This is a genomic window from Allorhizobium pseudoryzae (assembly GCF_011046245.1).
Lineage (GTDB): Bacteria > Pseudomonadota > Alphaproteobacteria > Rhizobiales > Rhizobiaceae > Neorhizobium > Neorhizobium pseudoryzae.
The window spans coordinates 1,931,447-1,948,256 of record NZ_CP049241.1 but is presented as its reverse complement, the minus strand read 5'-3'; the positions used below and the strand labels follow the sequence as shown (position 1 = coordinate 1,948,256).

Below are 16,810 nucleotides of genomic sequence, written 5' to 3'. Positions count from 1 at the left end.
CGTAAAGGGAGGGACCATTCATGACAACAATAAAGAGAAGCCAACCGCTCGCCCGTGATGCCATGGCCTATGTCCTGGCCGGAGGCCGCGGCAGCCGCCTGAAGGAACTGACCGATCGCCGTGCCAAGCCGGCCGTCTATTTCGGCGGCAAGGCCCGCATCATCGATTTCGCCCTGTCCAACGCGTTGAACTCCGGTATCCGCCGCTTTGGCGTGGCGACCCAATACAAGGCCCATTCGCTGATCCGCCACCTGCAGCGCGGCTGGAACTTCCTGCGCCCGGAGCGTAACGAAAGCTTCGACATCCTGCCCGCCTCCCAGCGCGTCTCCGAAACGCAGTGGTATGAAGGCACGGCCGACGCCGTCTACCAGAACATCGACATCATCGAAGCTTACAATCCGGAATACATGGTCATCCTCGCCGGCGACCACATCTACAAGATGGACTACGAGCTGATGCTGCAGCAGCACGTCGATTCCGGCGCGGACGTGACCGTCGGCTGCCTCGAAGTGCCGCGCATGGAAGCGACCGGCTTCGGCGTCATGCATGTCAATGAAAAGGACGAGATCATAAATTTCGTCGAAAAGCCCGCCGACCCGCCGGGCATTCCCGGCAAGCCGGATTTTGCGCTCGCCTCCATGGGCATCTATGTGTTCCACACCCGCTTCCTGATGGAGTGCCTGCGGAAAGACGCCGCCGATCCGAATTCCAGCCGCGATTTCGGCAAGGACATCATTCCGTGGATCGTGGCGAACGGAAAAGCCGTCGCCCACCGCTTCACCCAGTCCTGCGTCCGCTCCGACTTCGAGAAGGAGGCCTACTGGCGCGACGTGGGCACGATCGACGCCTACTGGCAGGCCAATATCGACCTTACGGGCATCGTGCCGGAGCTCGATATCTACGACAAATCCTGGCCGATCTGGACCTATGCCGAAATCACCCCGCCCGCCAAGTTCGTGCATGACGACGAAGATCGCCGCGGTTCGGCTGTCTCCTCCGTCGTCTCCGGCGATTGCATCATCTCCGGCTCCTCGCTCTACAACAGCCTACTGTTCACCGGTGTCCGGGCCAATTCCTATTCGCGTCTGGAAGGCGCCGTCATTCTTCCCAATGTCCGGGTGGGACGGCGCGCGCAGCTTCGCAATGTCGTCATCGATGCCGGTGTAACCATTCCGGAAGGCCTGGTCGTGGGCGAAGATCCGGAACTGGACGCCAAGCGCTTCCGGCGCAGTGAGAGCGGCATCTGCCTGATCACCCAGCCGATGATCGACAAGCTCGATCTTTAAACCAAGCGCCCGCCGAGGGGATAAAGGGAAACGCATGAAGGTTCTTTCGGTCGCCTCCGAAATCTACCCGCTGATCAAGACCGGGGGGCTTGCCGATGTTGCAGGCGCCCTGCCCTTGGCGCTTGCCGCGCACGGCGTGGAAACGCGAAGCCTCATCCCCGGCTATCCGTCCGTCATGGCGGCTCTTGACGAGATGTCGATCGTGGCAAGCTTCGAGGACCTGCTCGGCGTGCGGGGAGACATCCTCGCAGCCAAGGTGGCGGGCCTCGACCTTCTGATCCTCGACGCGCCGGCGCTCTTCGACCGCCCGGGCGGTCCTTATGTCGATCAGCAGGGCAAGGACCATCCGGACAACTGGCGCCGCTTTGCCGCCCTCTCTCTCGCCGGCGCCGAAATTGCCGGCGGCCGGATTTCCGGCTGGCAGCCGGATCTCGTGCATGTGCACGACTGGCAGACGGGCCTCGTGCCCGCCTATATGCGTTTCGGTGAAAAGCCCGCCCTGCCGAGCGTGATGACCATTCACAACATCGCCTTCCAGGGCAATTTTTCTGCCGGTATCTTCCCCTATCTCGGCCTTCCGGACCACGCCTTCGGCATAGACGGCGTCGAATATTACGGCCAGGTGGGGTACCTGAAGGCCGGCATCCAGACTGCCTGGGCCGTCAGCACCGTCAGCCCCTCCTATGCCGAGGAAATCCTGACGCCGGACTTCGGCATGGGCCTCGAAGGCCTGTTGAACCGGCGGGCCTCCGAACTGCACGGCATCGTCAACGGCATCGATATCGACGTCTGGAACCCTGAAACCGACGCCTCCATTGCCCGCCCCTACGGTGCCGGCGACATGAAGGCACGCCTGGAAAACAAGCGCGCCGTGGAAGCGCATTTCGGCCTCATCGAGGATGACGGGCCACTCTTCTGCGTGATCTCGCGCCTGACCTGGCAGAAGGGCATGGATCTGGTCGCCGAAGCGGTCGATGAAATCGTCTCCCTCGGCGGCAAGCTTGCGGTTCTGGGCTCGGGCGATGCAGCGCTTGTGGGAGCGCTTCAGGCGGCTGCCGCCCGCCATCCGGGCCGCGTTGCCATCACCGTCGGCTATAACGAGCCGCTGTCGCACCTGATGCAGGCAGGCTCCGATGCCATCCTCATCCCATCCCGCTTCGAGCCCTGCGGGCTGACGCAGCTCTATGGCCTTCGTTATGGCTGCGTGCCGGTCGTGTCGCGTACCGGCGGGCTCAACGATACGGTGATCGACGCCAATCCGGCGGCGCTGGCGGCGAAGGTCGCCACCGGCGTTTCCTTCGGTCCCATCACGCTCGACAGTCTGAAGCGCGCCATCCGCCGCACCGTCCGCCTTTATGGCGACACAAAAACCTGGGCCCAGATCCAGAAGCAGGGCATGAAATCCGACGTTTCGTGGGACAAGAGCGCCGCCCTCTATCAAAAACTCTATTCCAGCCTTCTACCGAAAGGTTCTCATTGATGATCAAGACCGTTTCCACCACGCCTTACCTTGACCAGAAGCCGGGCACGTCTGGCCTGCGCAAGAAGGTGCCGGTATTCCAGCAGCAAAACTATGCCGAGAACTTCATCCAGTCGATCTTCGACAGCCTGGACGGGTTTGAAGGCAAGACGCTGGTGATCGGTGGCGACGGGCGCTACTACAACCGCGAGGTCATCCAGGTGGCGCTGAAGATGGCGGCCGCCGCGGGCTTCGGCAAGGTCATGGTCGGCAAGGGCGGCATTCTCTCGACGCCCGCCGCTTCGCATGTCATCCGCAAATACGGCGCCTTCGGCGGCATCATTCTGTCGGCGAGCCACAATCCCGGCGGCCCCACGGAAGATTTCGGCATCAAATACAATATCGGCAATGGCGGCCCGGCACCGGAAAAGATCACCGATGCCATCTATGCCAGGTCGAAGGCGATCGAAAGCTACAAGATCATCGACGCCGCCGACGTCGATCTGGATAGCACCGGCACCGTCAAGCTCGGTGCGATGGCGGTCGAGATCATCGATCCGGTCAAGGATTATGCCGACCTGATGGAAAACCTGTTCGATTTCGGCGCGATCCGCGACCTGATCGGCTCCGGCTTCCGCGTTGCCATCGACTCCATGAGCGCCGTCACCGGCCCCTATGCGGTCGAGATCATCGAAAAGCGGCTTGGTGCTCCGGCAGGTTCGGTGCGCAATGCCGAACCGCTGCCGGATTTCGGCCACCACCACCCGGACCCCAACCTGGTGCATGCCAAGGAGCTCTATGACGACGTGATGAGCCCGGACGGCCCCGATTTCGGCGCCGCCTCCGATGGCGACGGAGACCGTAACATGGTCGTCGGCAAGGGCATGTTCGTCACCCCCTCCGATAGCCTGGCGGTGATTGCGGCAAACGCCACCTGCGCGCCCGGTTACAAGGCTGGCATCGCCGGGATCGCCCGCTCCATGCCCACGAGTGCCGCCGCCGACCGCGTGGCGGAAAAGCTCGGCATCGGCATGTACGAGACGCCGACCGGCTGGAAGTTCTTCGGCAACCTCTTGGATGCCGGCAAGGCCACCGTCTGCGGCGAGGAAAGTTTTGGCACCGGCTCGAACCACGTGCGTGAAAAGGACGGCCTGTGGGCGGTGCTCTTCTGGCTGAACATCGTTGCCGCACGCAAGCAGAGCGTGAAGGAGATCGTCGAGGCGCATTGGGCGGAGTATGGCCGCAACTACTATTCGCGCCACGATTACGAAGAAGTCGATACCGACGCCGCCAATGGTCTCGTTGCCAACCTGCGCGACAAGCTCGCCACCCTGCCCGGCCAGTCCTTCGGCGCACTCACCGTCGAAAGCGCCGATGATTTTGCCTATAACGATCCGGTCGATGGCTCCGTCTCGAAGAACCAGGGCATCCGCGTACTCTTCAAGGGCGGCAGCCGCGTCGTCTTCCGCCTGTCCGGCACCGGCACCTCCGGCGCGACGTTGCGCGTCTACGTCGAACGCTACGAGCCGGACGCCAGCCGCCACGGCATCGAGACCCAGGAAGCGCTCGCCGACCTGATCGCCGCCGCCGATGCGATTGCCGAGATCAAGGCCCGCACGGGGCGCAATGCTCCGACGGTGATTACGTGATGCATTTCAACGGGGAGGCCGTCGTCTCCCCGTTATGGTCGCAAGAAATTGCTCATGCTCCTCTGCCCTCCCACCCATTTCTGAACTAAGAGTTGGGAGACAGATCAGCGGGCGGGGACACAGCATGAACGACGATTCGTTGGGTGTGACGCTTCATGAGACGGGGGCGCGCTTTTCCGTCTCCTCTGCCCATGCTTCGGCCATCGATCTCTGCCTCTTCCATGAGGATGGCGCGCAGGAAACGGCGCGCCTTGCGATGCAGAACGTTGGGGAGGGCCGCTTCGAGATCGATGTCGAGGGCGTCGGCGAAGGGGCGCGCTACGGTTTTCGCGCCCATGGTGCCTATGATCCCGACCGTGGTCTCTGGTTCGATCCTTCAAAGCTTCTGGTCGATCCTTACGCAAAGCAGCTCGATCGGCCCTTCCGCCATGATTCCCGCCTCTGGCTGCAGGGCAAGGATACCGCCTCGCTGGTGCCGAAGGCGATCGTGACGCGTGACCGGCCGGTGGCGCTTGCGAAACCGCTGCTGCCAAAGGGCGGTTTCATCTACGAGGTCGCGGTCCGCCCCTTCACGATGCTGCATCCGGACGTGCCGGAGGAGATCCGCGGCACTGCCGCAGCGCTCGCCCATCCGGCTGTGCTCGACCATCTGAAACGGCTCGGCGTCGATGCGGTCGAACTAATGCCGATCACTGCCTGGATCGATGAGCGGCATCTGCCAGGCCTCGGCCTCACAAATGGCTGGGGCTATAATCCCGTCGCCTTCATGGCGCTCGATCCGCGTCTCGTGCCGGGCGGTGTGCCGGAGCTTGCCGAGACGGTGAAGACGCTGCAGGACAACGGCATCGGCGTGATCCTCGATCTCGTCTTCAACCATACCGGCGAAAGCGACCGGTTTGGTGCGACCCTTTCGCTGCGCGGCCTCGACAACCTCACCTATTCTCGCCATGTACCGGGTGAGCCCGGCCATCTGGTCAACGATACCGGCACCGGCAATACAGTCGCCTGCGATCATCCGGTGGTGCGCCGGCTGATCCTGGATACGCTCCGGCACTTCGTCCTCCAGGCCGGCGTCGATGGGTTCCGCTTCGATCTCGCCCCCGTCATCGGCCGCAGCGCCGACGGGTTTTCGCGCGAGAGCGAGACGCTCGCTGCCATCCTCTCCGACGACGTGCTCCGCGACCGGGTGATGATCGCCGAGCCCTGGGATATCGGGCCGGGCGGCTACCAACTCGGGAACTTCCCCCCTCCGTTCCTCGAATGGAACGATCGCACGCGCGACGACCTGCGTTGTTACTGGCGCGGTGATGACTGGAAGACGGGGCGGCTTGCCCATGCGTTGGCCGGCTCCTCGGAAAGCTTTGCCCGCCACGGCGTGAGCGAAACCCGCAGCGTCAATTTTCTCGCGGCCCACGACGGTTTCACCCTGATGGACCTCGTCTCCTACGCGCACAAGCACAACGAGGCGAATGGCGAGGAGAACCGCGACGGCCACAACGAGAACCATTCCTGGAACAATGGCATCGAAGGCCCGAGCGACGAGCCGGCGGTGGTCGCGGCCCGTTGGCGGGATGTGAAGGCGCTGCTTGCGACCCTCTTTGCCACCCGCGGCACGATCATGCTGACGGCGGGTGACGAAGGCGGGCGCTCGCAGGGCGGCAATAACAATGCCTATGCGCAGGACAACCGCATCACCTGGCTCGACTGGTCGGCGCTGGATGAGGAACTGATCCAGCACACGGCAACGCTGGCTGCGCTTCGCCGCCGCTTCTCCGTCTTCTCCGAAACCGCCTTCTTCACCGGGCGGCAGGGCGACGTCGAATGGCTGAACGAACACGGTGCACCGATGACCGTCGCCGAATGGGAAACGCCGGATCGGGGCCAGTTGACCATGCTTCTCAAGACGCATGACCGGGAAACGCAGCGCGACACCCGGATTGCTATCCTCTTCAACCGGCATGCGTCACCGATCCATGTCATGCTGCCGGGCGGCCCCTGGCATGACCTTTTGACGGGCGGCCGCGCCAGCCGCTTTCGGTTGCCCGCACGCAGCGTTTCCTGGCAGGTCGAAGGTGCCGGAACCGGTACCAAAGTCACGGAAAGCCTGTAAGATTTCCAAAATCTCTGGTGGCGAATCAGGAGTTTCGATGCCGCGTGAAATCGCACTGCGAGAGGTAAAGGATCTGGTTGGCCAGGAAATCGGCGTCTCCGACTGGATCGTGGTGGATCAGACCATGATCGATCAGTTCGCCGATGCCACCCACGACCATCAGTTCATCCATACGGATCCGGAAAAGGCCGCGACGGACAGCCCCTTCGGCGGAACCATCGCCCACGGCTTCCTGACGCTCTCGCTGCTCTCGGCGATGAACTACAATTCCCTGCCGCACATCCGCGAGCAGACCATGGGTTTGAACTATGGATTCGACAAGATCCGCTTCGGCTCGCCCGTGCGCTGCGGCCGGCGCATTCGCGGTCGCTTTACCCTGACGGAGGCGCGCCTGCGCGGCGCCGGCATGTTGATGACCACCTATGAGGTGACGGTCGATATCGAGAACGAGCGCAAGCCGGCGCTTGTCGCGACCTGGACCACGATCGTACAGTTCGACCCGAAGGATCGGCCGGACGACTGGGATTGAGCCTCTCGAACGGCCACCCGGCCGAAGACTACCCGGGATACAAGGCCCGGCAGACTGCAGATGACTGAAATGAGCATGCCACCATGACTGTTTGATTTTCGGAGTTTGCCTGATGTTCCCACTCTCCCACATGATGAAATCCTTCATCCGCAAGGGCCGTTTGACGGTCATCGATGCAGACGGGAGGCGGCACGTCTTCGAAGGCACAACGGGCATCTCGGTCACCATGCGGCTGAGCGACCCGAAGCTTTACAAGAGCCTCGTTTTAAACCCGGAACTGGCCGCCGGCGAAGCCTATATGGATGGCACCATGCGCTTCGAGGACGGCTCGACGCTCAAGGATTTCCTGCGGCTGTTTTCGGTCAACCGCCTGTCGCTCGGCTCCTATCCGCTGCAGAAGGTGCTGCGCGCCATCAAGATGCGCTTCCGTAAACGCCAGCAGTCGAACCGCAAGGGCCAGGCGCAGCAGAACGTCGCGCATCACTATGATCTCGGCAACGACTTCTACAAACTCTTCCTCGACGAGAACATGCTCTATTCCTGCGCCTATTTTCGCGCGCCGGACGAGACGCTGGAACAGGCGCAACGCAACAAGCTGAGGCTGCTCGCTGCAAAACTCTGCCTGAAGCCCGGCATGAAGGTGCTCGATATCGGCTGCGGCTGGGGCGACCTCGCACTCTACCTCGCGACGCTCGAGGACGTGACGGTTACCGGCGTCACGCTGTCGAAGGAACAGCAGGCGCTTGCCTCCGAACGGGCGAGAAAAGCAGGGGTGGCGGACCGCGTCCGCTTCGAACTGAGAGACTACCGTGATGTCGAGGACAAGTTCGACCGCATTGTCTCGGTCGGCATGTTCGAACATGTGGGCGTCCACCATTACGACGAGTTCTTCAAGAAGCTGAACGCCCTGATGCCGGATGACGGGCTGGCCGTGATCCACTCCATCGGCCACATGAGCCCGCCCGGCATGGCAAGCCCGTGGCTGAGGAAATACATCTTCCCCGGCGCCTACTCGCCGGCGCTGTCGGAAGTCTTCGAAGTCGTGGAGCAGAACAGTCTCTGGGTCACCGACCTGGAATTCCTGCGGCTGCACTACGCCGAAACGCTGCGCCACTGGACGGAACGCTTCGAGGCGAACCGGGACCAGGTCATAGCCCTCTATGACGAGCGGTTCGCGCGCATGTGGGAGTTCTACCTGATCAGCGCCGAGATGATGTTCCGCACCGGCAGCCAGTTGGTCTTTCACATGCAGCTCTCGCGCTCCCGCGATGCAGCCCCGATCGTGCGCGACTATGTGACGGACCAGCAGCGCGCCTATATCGAGCGGGAACGGCAGCTTGATCTGTCAATCTGAGATGATCATGACAGATCTGATCCAGCCCAAATCGAACAAACCTGGCTAACGCGATTGACCAGGCATCCACCGCCTGTTTCACCGTTGGAATAGCGATCCTGATGGCGGGCAACCTCTACAACGTTGCAGCTTTCGATACCATTTCAGGCACACAGATGGTGGGCAGCGTCATCGGTTGGCTAATCGGCGGTATTCTTTTACATTCCATCCCAAGGCAAGTTCTCAGGGGATTGGCCTGATGGATTTCTGGTTCTACTATTCGTTTGTCCTGCCGGGTGTGATCGTGCTGATCGCCTATATTGGCATGCGCCTGCATGAACGGGATCTGGACCGCAAACACAGGCAGCACCAGCCCGGCGAGTGAGGACGGTCGCAGCCGCGGGTCAGAGGCCAGCGTCTTCCGCTGCCTCTGCCAAGAGGCCGAACGCATACTCGGAAAACGACCGCCAGCATTCCAGCCGGAAACTGTCTTCGCCGGTGCGCAGCAGCACCACCTCGATCTTGCCGAACAGGGTGCGGGCGCAGGCCCCTACCGGGAAGGCCTTCAGGGAAAGATCGAGCGGGCAGCCGCCGTTCAGGGTTGCCACGGCACCGGGGCCGGAGACCAGGATCGCGGTGTTGCGATGGGAGACATCGGTTGCCGAATGCAGCGCGCCGGATGAGGCCGCCGCCTCGACCAGTCCGCCCTCGCTGTCATCGATCACGAGCCATTCATCCGGGCCGAGCCAGAGCGCTGTGCGGCTTCCTTGCGTGGCGGACGTTCTCGGCGCGGTCGGCAGCGCAAGTCTGAGTGCCGACGACAGGGCCGCGACATCCTCGGCTCGCGCACGCAGCGAGATGCGGTTGGCCGGTTCTGCCGGCTGCAGGCGCACGCCGGCGGTGCCGCCATGGGCGCCGGCCAGCGGCAGGGTGCGGGTAGCAAGCTCAGCCATGGATACGGCCTCCTTCCTTGTCGAAGAACACCATGTCGGTCACGGTGGCGGCAATCGTCTTGTCTTTCATCGGAATGTAGACCGTTTCGCCCATGCGCGCCCGGCCGCCGGCGACGAGCGCAATCGCAATCGACCGGCCGAGATTTTCCGACCAGTAGGCGGAGGTCACATGGCCAAGCATGGTCATCGGCTTTGCCTGGTTGGGATTGGCGACGATCTGGCCGCCCTCCTCCAGCACCTCGGTCGGATCGGCGGTCAGCAGGCCGACCAGTTGCTTGCGGCCCTCGCGCATCAGGTCCGGGCGTTTCAGGCCGCGGATGCCGACAAAGTCCGGCTTCTTCTTGGAGACCGCCCAGCCATAACCGGCATCGTCCGGCGTTACCGTGCCGTCGGTATCCTGGCCGACGATGATATAGCCCTTTTCAGCGCGCAGCACGTGCATGGTCTCGGTGCCATAGAGGCAGGCGCCCAGCGCTTGGCCACGCTCCCAGATGGCTTTCCAGACAGCCGCACCGTAATCGGCCGGCACGTTGACCTCGAAGCCCACTTCACCGGTGAACGAGACGCGGAACAGACGGGCGGGTACGCCCATCACCGTGCATTCGGCGACACTCATATGCGGGAAGGCCTCGTTGGAGAGGTCGAGCCCCTCCACCAGCGGCGCGATGATCTCGCGCGCCTTCGGTCCCTGCACGGCAATGACCGCCCACTGTTCTGTGGTGGAGGTGAGCCAGACCTTCAAATCCGGAAATTCGGTCTGGAGATAGTCCTCCATATGATGCAGCACGCGCGGCGCACCGCCGGTCGTCGTCGTCACATGGAACCGATCTTCCGCCAGACGCCCGACAACGCCGTCGTCATAGACGAAGCCGTCCTCGCGGGTCATGATGCCATAGCGGCATTTGCCGGGCTTCAGCGTGTCCCAGGCATTGGTGTAGAGGAGGTTCAGGAATTTCGCCGCATCCGGGCCGACCACCTCGATCTTGCCGAGCGTCGAGGCATCGAAAATCCCGGCCACCTCGCGCGCGGTTTTGCACTCGCGGTTGACGGCGGCATGCATGTCCTCGCCGCGGCGGGGGAAATACCAAGCGCGTTTCCAATTGCCGACATCCTCGAACTCGGCACCCTGTTTCACCAGTTCGCCATGCAGTGGCGTCTTGCGCGCCGGGTCGAACAGGTCGCCCCGCGAATGGGCAATCAGCGTGCCATAGGTCACCGGCGTATAGGGTGCACGGAAGGTGGTGAGGCCGACCTGCGGGATCTCCTTGCCCAGCACTTCCGCAGCAATCGCCAGGCCATGCATGTTGGAGAGCTTGCCCTGGTCGGAGGCCATGCCGTTGGTGGTGAAGCGCTTGATGTGCTCGATCGAATGCATGCCCTCGCGCACGGCGAGGCGGATGTCCTTCGCCGTCACGTCATGCTGGAAATCGACGAAGGCCTTGACCGCCGTCTCCTTGCCGGCCCCTTCGGCAGCGCCGATCATGCCGCCGGTCCAGCCATAGGCCGCTTCACTCGAGACGGACAGCGAACCGCCACCGGCCTCTGCCGCTTCGGCGAGAAGGGCGCCGAGCTCGTCGGTTCCGTTGCAGGCGCCGACCGAGACACAGTTTTCCGCATAGATGTTCGGCAGGAACCGTTGGTTCTGCGCATCGAACTTCAGCTTGCCGCGCGATTGCGAGAAGAGATGCACCGAGGGCGTCCAGCCGCCGGACATCAAAAGCGCATCCACCGGGATCTTGCGGTGGTTGGTGGAGCCGTTGCGCGCCACCGTCATCGAGGAGATGCGCAAGCGGCCTGCCGTATCCACGACGGAATAACCGGTCAGCACCTCGATGCCAAGATTGCGGGCGGCGGAGACCAGCGCCTCGCCGGGCTTGGCACGGCAATCGACAATTGCCGCGATCTCGACACCCGCCTTCTTCAGGTCGATGGCCGCCTCATAGGCGGAATCATGCGCGGTGTAGACGCCGATCTTCGAGCCGACGGCGACGCCGTAATGATTGAGGTAGAGCCGGGCCGCCGAGGCCAGCATGATGCCGGGGCGGTCATTGTTGGCAAACACCATGTGGCGTTCGATGGCGCCGGTGGCGAGCACCACCTTCTTCGCCCGCACCTGCCACAGCCGTTCGCGCGGCAGCGACCGGTTCGGGTTCGGCAGGTGATCCGTCACCCGCTCCACGAGGCCGAGGAAATTGTGGTTGTAGTAGCCGAACACGGTCGTGCGCGTCAGCACCCGCACATTTGGCATGGCCTTCAACTGGGCCAGCACGCCCTGAGCCCAGTCATAGCCCGGTCTGCCGTCGATCATGGTCGAGGTGTCGAAGAGGAGCGCGCCACCGACGTCGGCCCGCTCATCGACGAGGATGACCTCGGCGCCGGTCTTTGCGGCAGAGAGCGCCGCCGTTAGGCCGGCTACACCGGCACCCGCCACCAGCACGTCGCAATGGGCAAAGCGGTTGGCATAATGATCCGGATCGGTTTCCGTCGGTGCAACACCGAGGCCGGCGGCACGGCGGATGATCGGTTCGTAGAGCTTCGCCCAGGCCTCGCGCGGCCACATGAAGGTCTTGTAGTAGAAACCCGCTGCAAAGAAGGGCGAGAGCAGGTTATTCAGCGAACCGATATCGAAACCGAGCGTCGGCCAGCGGTTCTGCGAGCGGATGATCGCGCCGTCGAACACTTCCTGCACGCTGGCGCGCACATTCGGCTGGCGGCGGGCGGCATCGCGCGCCACGTCGATGAGCGCGTTCGGCTCCTCCGGCCCGGCGGAGAGAATGCCGCGCGGACGGTGATACTTGAACGAGCGGCCCATCAGGTGGACGCCGTTGGCCAGCAGCGCGGAGGCAACCGTATCGCCTTCCAGCGCCGTATAGATCTTGCCATCGAAGGTGAAGCGCGCCGTGCGGGCCGGCGTCAGGCGACCAGCGCCCTTGATGCGGTGGTTGCTCATGCGGCACCTCCTTGAGCGCCGCCGGCACTGACCGGCTCGGTTCCCGGCACCGGCTGGCGCGGCAGGCCGGCCTTGTAGGTCAGGAGAAACTTGTCGCTCACCGTGTCGCGGATCGCATTGAAGAAGCGCCCGCAGCCATGGATGTGGCGCCAGCGTTCCCAGGCAATCCCTTTGGTATTGTCGCGCAGGAAGAAGTATTCGGCGAAATCCTCGTCGGAGATCTCCGAGATGACCTCTGGCCGGGCGATATGCGCCTCGCCCGCCCAGCGGAATTCGAGCTCGGAGCGGTCGTCGCCGCAATAGGGGCAGTGGATCAGAAGCATGGTCGTCCCCTTGTCAATGCGCGACGGCGGCGGCGGCCGCCTCGTCGATCAGGCGGCCGGTGCGGAAGCGGTCGAGCGTCAGGCCTTCCGCCAGGCGGTGCGGTTCACCCTTGGCGATCAGCCAGGCAAAGAGGTGCGCAGACCCCGGTGTCGCCTTGAAGCCGCCGGTGCCCCAGCCGCAATTGACGAACAGGTTCTTGACCGGCGTCACACTCTGGATCGCCGAACGGTCCGGCGTATTGTCGGTGATGCCACCCCACTGGCGCATCATCTTCACGCGGCGGAAGATCGGGAACAGCTCGCAGATCGCGTCCAGCGTATGGGTGATAATCTGCAGCCCGCCGGTCTGGGAATAGGAATGGTACTGATCGGTGCCGGCGCCGATGACGAGCTCGCCCTTGTCGGACTGCGAGATGTAGGCGTGCACGGTGTTCGACATGACGACGCAGGGGAAGATGGGCTTCAGCGGTTCCGAAACCAACGCCTGCAGCGGATTGCTGGTCAGCGGCACGCGAACCCCGGCCATCTGCATGACGACAGAGGAATGGCCGGCAGCGGACACACCGATCTTCTTCGCGCCGATGAAGCCGCGGCTTGTCTCGACGCCGGTCACCTCGCCGTTCGGCCCGCGGCGGATGCCGGTGACCTCGCAGTTCTGGATAATGTGCACGCCGCGATCGGACGCGCCGCGGGCATAACCCCAGGCGACCGCATCGTGGCGGGCGGTGCCGCCACGCTTCTGCAGGGCTGCGCCGTTGATGGGATAGCGTGCCGTCTTCGAGATATCGAGCGGCGGACAGAATTTCTTCGCCTGTTCCGGCGTCAGCCATTCATTGTCGATGCCGTAGAGCCGGTTGGCATTGATGTGCCGCTTGAAGCTCTGCTGGTCATGCGTGTTGTGCGACAGCATCATCACGCCGCGCGGCGAATACATGACGTTGTAGTTGAGATCCTGGCTCAGGCCTTCCCACAGCTTCAGGGAATGCTCGTAGATGTCCATGCTCTCTTCATAGAGGTAGTTTGACCGAATGATGGTGGTATTGCGGCCGGTATTGCCGCCGCCGAGCCACCCCTTTTCGATCACCGCCACATTCGTGATGCCGTGTTCCTTGGCCAGATAATAGGCAGCACCAAGCCCGTGGCCGCCGCCGCCGATGATGATGACATCGTAGGACGGACGCGGTTCGGGAGAGATCCATTGCGGCTCCCATCCCTTGTGGCTGCGCATGGCCTCACGGGCCAGCGCAAAAACCGAATACTTGCGCATAGTGCCAAATGCTCCCTGGAACCCAAACCTGTGGGCGGAGCCATACAAATCGCAAATCGCTGAGCGTCGCAATGGCTGCTTTGCGACGCATTGCCTCCCTTCTATCGACACGCGCGATTTCGTGATGACGAAAGGAGAGATCGAGCGAGTCTGGGATGCGCGACCGATGCATCCAGCAAGGCCCCGACCGAAGGCCCAAAAATGGGACAATACGGGCGGCGCAAACGGGCTGGAGCCCCTGCAAAACAAGGGACGCAGCACTTTTACCGCATTTTTCAATCGAGCGCTTCGGAGCCCGCTGGACTTCGCAAAAACCTTCTGTTATGTGCCTTCCCCAATTGCCGGACGAGACGCCCGGCTTTCAGCTATTGTTTCGTCCGACCTGGACAGAGTCGGAACGGTCAACTCGAAAACCAAAGGAACGGGATTCACGTGCAGGTACTTGTCCGCGACAATAACGTCGATCAGGCTCTCCGCGCTCTGAAGAAGAAGATGCAGCGCGAAGGCATTTTCCGGGAAATGAAAATGCGTGACTACTACGAGAAGCCCTCGCAGAAGCGCGCTCGCGAAAAGGCAGAAGCCGTTCGCCGCGTCCGCAAGCTTGCTCGCAAGCGTGCACAGCGCGAAGGCCTCATTCCCGGCGGTCGCACTGCCGCCCGTTAATTGGCCGTCTTTTGGACGTTTTTGCGTGCTTTTAAGCGGGGGCGAATGTTCGCCACCGCTTTTTTGATTTGCCCTGCCCGACACCCGTTCGTCACAGTACGAGGATCTGCGCCTGATGGCCGCCAAGACCGCCGCAAGCATGCCCCATGTCCCTTCGCTGGATGACCTTTCGCCTGCCGAGCACACCATGACTGGCCGACGCTTCGGCATGAAGCTGTCGGGCGCCGTCTTGTTCTTTGCCGGCCTTGCACTGGCCGGTTGCCAGACCGGACCGGCGAGCACGGACCTGATCCGCCTGGATCGCGCCCAGGGTTCCGAGCAGAACATCGCCTCGCTGTCGGCGGTCATTGCGGCCAATCCGCAGGATCCGGAAGGCTACAACGTGCGTGGCTCCGCCTATGGCCGCGCGGGCGACTTCCGCAGGGCGCTTGACGATTTCAACCGCGCCATCCAGCTGAACCCGCGCCTCTACCAGGCCTATGCCAACCGCGCGCTGGTCTACCGCAACATGGGCAAGCCGTCGGAAGCCGTGAACGATTACAATACGGCACTGCAAATCAATCCGAATTATGACGTCGCCCTCATCGGGCGCGGCAATATCTACCGGCAGGCCGGTCGCACCAACGAAGCCTTCAACGACTTCAACAAGGCGATCCAGCAGGAAACCACCGACGGTCGCGCCTGGCACAATCGCGGCCTGATCTATCAGCTGCGCGGCCAGCATGCCCAGGCCATCGAGGACTTCTCCAAGGCAATCTCGCTGTCACCCTCCTCGCCGGAACCCTATAACGGCCGCGGCGTCTCCTACGTCGCACTGAACGACGACGATAACGCCTTTGCCGATTTCAACCACGCCATCGAGTTGAACGACAAGCTGGCGGAATCCTGGGCGAACCAGGCGCTGGTCTACGAGCGCAAGGGCGATATGGCCCGCGCCTACAAGTCCTACAGCCACGCGGTGCGGCTCGATCCGAACTACAAGCCGGCACAGGACGGCGCAGCCCGCACGCGCGGCAATTCCGGCACCTGATCGACAAAACATCGACGTTAAAATCGACATGAAAAAGGCGGGCCTGCCGAAGCGGACCCGCCTTTTTCATGTGATCTCGTGTCTTACAAGGACGTCAACCGCGCTGGGCGCGGCGCTCCATCAGCGCAGCAGGTAAAACCCGGCGGCATTCAAGATGACGAACAGCAGCAGGCCGCCCAAAAGACCGCCACCGGCAAAGAAACCGCCGACCATGGCGAGCAGCAGGACCACGACCATCATCGTTCCCCACTTGGCTCCGGCCAGGAACAGGTCGTAGGTCTTTTCATGTTCGCGATAATCCATCGATGCGCCCGTTTCGACCGGTCCCGCCTGATGATTGTCCATGCTCATTCTCTCCCGTAAACCGCAGCATCCCATCCCGGTGGGTGACTGCGCAAATCCTGCCTGCCTCTATACTATAGAGCTACACAAAATCGGCGCCTCGCGCAATGCGACAAGGCGTGCCGACACTTGACCAAACGCAAGCCAAACGCGGCAAGTTTCGTGTGGTACCAAACGCTGATAAATGCGCGACACGGCGGCGATTGCTTTTCTTTCCTTGCGCGCCTAGAGGGTTTGGCGACAGAAAAGTCGAAACGATCGGCTGCCCGCGACTTTTGGAGCGTTGCCACGCCGGGCGTTTTAGCCATAGAGAAGATACAACAATAAAAATGCTTGGGGGATAATCAATGAACATCCTGCTTGCGGTGAGCCGCGCGATCGACGCGGTGACCGGTTTCATCGGGCGTTGGGTTGCATGGCTGCTTCTCGCTGCCGTTCTCATCAGTGCCGGCAATGCCGTCATGCGCAAGGCCTTCGACATCTCGTCGAACGCCTGGCTGGAAGTTCAATGGTACCTGTACGGCACCGTCTTCATGCTGGCCGCGGCCTATGCACTTCTGAAGAACGAACATGTACGCATCGACATCCTGTCCTCGTCCTGGTCGAAACGCACCCGCGACATCGTCGATTTGACGCTGCACATTCTCTTCCTGCTGCCCTTTGCCTCACTCATGACCTATCTCGCCCTGCCCTGGTTCTGGCTCTCCTACCAGTCCGGCGAAATCTCTTCCAATGCCGGCGGCCTGATCATCTGGCCGGCCAAGCTCGTCGTCCTGGTCGGTTTTGCGCTGCTTTTGGCGCAGGCCATCTCCGAAATCATCAAGCGCTTCGCGGTCATCATCGGCCGCATCCCCGATCCTCGCGATGAGGTTTCGGCGGAAGTCAAAGCGGCGTCGGAGGTCTGAGATGCTGGCGG

15 protein-coding genes are annotated in these 16,810 nt (G+C 62.5%); 10 read left to right on the top strand and 5 right to left on the bottom strand.

The window, feature by feature from the left end; translation table 11 throughout:
- Positions 1-20 precede the first annotated feature (20 nt).
- From glgC to G6N78_RS25935, 7 genes are all read left to right on the top strand, one after another.
- Positions 21-1,286, top strand: a complete 1,266-nt coding sequence (gene glgC, locus G6N78_RS09385; RefSeq protein WP_165217720.1) for a glucose-1-phosphate adenylyltransferase — start codon at positions 21-23, stop codon at positions 1,284-1,286.
- Positions 1,287-1,320: 34 nt separating this feature from the next.
- Complete coding sequence (gene glgA, locus G6N78_RS09380; RefSeq protein ID WP_165217718.1) at positions 1,321-2,766, top strand: glycogen synthase GlgA; 1,446 nt, start codon at positions 1,321-1,323, stop codon at positions 2,764-2,766.
- Positions 2,766-4,394 carry an alpha-D-glucose phosphate-specific phosphoglucomutase gene (locus G6N78_RS09375; RefSeq protein ID WP_165217717.1) on the top strand — a complete coding sequence of 543 codons (1,629 nt, stop codon included), beginning with the start codon at positions 2,766-2,768 and terminating at the stop codon, positions 4,392-4,394. Before glgA ends, G6N78_RS09375 begins: the two co-directional genes overlap by 1 nt.
- Before the next feature lie 124 nt (positions 4,395-4,518).
- Entirely contained in the window at positions 4,519-6,504 is a 1,986-nt protein-coding gene (gene glgX / locus G6N78_RS09370; RefSeq protein ID WP_165217715.1) for a glycogen debranching protein GlgX, read from the top strand.
- A 37-nt stretch (positions 6,505-6,541) separates the two neighbouring features.
- A complete protein-coding gene (locus tag G6N78_RS09365) occupies positions 6,542-7,033 on the top strand; it encodes a MaoC family dehydratase (protein WP_165217714.1) in 492 nt (163 codons plus the stop codon).
- Between the two features lie 112 nt (positions 7,034-7,145).
- The gene (locus G6N78_RS09360; RefSeq protein ID WP_165217712.1) at positions 7,146-8,387 is read left to right on the top strand and encodes an SAM-dependent methyltransferase; all 1,242 of its coding nucleotides are present in this window, start codon (positions 7,146-7,148) and stop codon (positions 8,385-8,387) included.
- A gap of 238 nt (positions 8,388-8,625) precedes the next feature.
- Positions 8,626-8,751, top strand: a complete 126-nt coding sequence (locus tag G6N78_RS25935; protein ID WP_272955606.1) for a hypothetical protein — start codon at positions 8,626-8,628, stop codon at positions 8,749-8,751.
- Positions 8,752-8,770: 19 nt separating this feature from the next.
- On the opposite strand, the gene G6N78_RS09355 is transcribed toward G6N78_RS25935, so the two are convergent.
- Genes G6N78_RS09355 through G6N78_RS09340 form a run of 4 tightly spaced genes read right to left on the bottom strand, consistent with a single transcriptional unit; the run spans position 8,771 to position 13,859 of the window.
- The gene (locus G6N78_RS09355; RefSeq protein ID WP_165217710.1) at positions 8,771-9,319 is read right to left on the bottom strand and encodes a sarcosine oxidase subunit gamma; all 549 of its coding nucleotides are present in this window, start codon (positions 9,317-9,319) and stop codon (positions 8,771-8,773) included.
- Entirely contained in the window at positions 9,312-12,269 is a 2,958-nt protein-coding gene (locus tag G6N78_RS09350) for a sarcosine oxidase subunit alpha (protein WP_165217708.1), read from the bottom strand. Before G6N78_RS09350 ends, G6N78_RS09355 begins: the two co-directional genes overlap by 8 nt.
- Positions 12,266-12,592, bottom strand: coding sequence for a sarcosine oxidase subunit delta (locus tag G6N78_RS09345; protein WP_165217706.1), 327 nt, complete (start codon positions 12,590-12,592; stop codon positions 12,266-12,268). The genes G6N78_RS09350 and G6N78_RS09345 overlap by 4 nt, the downstream gene beginning before the upstream one ends.
- A gap of 13 nt (positions 12,593-12,605) precedes the next feature.
- On the bottom strand, positions 12,606-13,859 hold the full coding sequence (locus tag G6N78_RS09340; RefSeq protein ID WP_165217704.1) for a sarcosine oxidase subunit beta family protein: 1,254 nt from the start codon (positions 13,857-13,859) through the stop codon (positions 12,606-12,608).
- A 432-nt stretch (positions 13,860-14,291) separates the two neighbouring features.
- Between G6N78_RS09340 and rpsU the strand changes: the two genes are divergently transcribed.
- Together rpsU and G6N78_RS09330 are read left to right on the top strand one after the other, a co-directional pair.
- Positions 14,292-14,522 carry a 30S ribosomal protein S21 gene (gene rpsU, locus G6N78_RS09335; protein ID WP_165217703.1) on the top strand — a complete coding sequence of 77 codons (231 nt, stop codon included), beginning with the start codon at positions 14,292-14,294 and terminating at the stop codon, positions 14,520-14,522.
- A gap of 208 nt (positions 14,523-14,730) precedes the next feature.
- Entirely contained in the window at positions 14,731-15,552 is an 822-nt protein-coding gene (locus tag G6N78_RS09330; RefSeq protein WP_234905948.1) for a tetratricopeptide repeat protein, read from the top strand.
- Between the two features lie 120 nt (positions 15,553-15,672).
- Here G6N78_RS09330 and G6N78_RS09325 read toward each other — a convergent pair whose 3' ends face one another.
- Positions 15,673-15,897, bottom strand: a complete 225-nt coding sequence (locus G6N78_RS09325) for an aa3-type cytochrome c oxidase subunit IV (RefSeq protein WP_165217701.1) — start codon at positions 15,895-15,897, stop codon at positions 15,673-15,675.
- 344 nt (positions 15,898-16,241) lie between these two features.
- Between G6N78_RS09325 and G6N78_RS09320 the strand changes: the two genes are divergently transcribed.
- Positions 16,242-16,799, top strand: a complete 558-nt coding sequence (locus G6N78_RS09320; RefSeq protein WP_165217699.1) for a TRAP transporter small permease subunit — start codon at positions 16,242-16,244, stop codon at positions 16,797-16,799.
- The last annotated feature ends 11 nt before the right edge of the window (positions 16,800-16,810 follow it).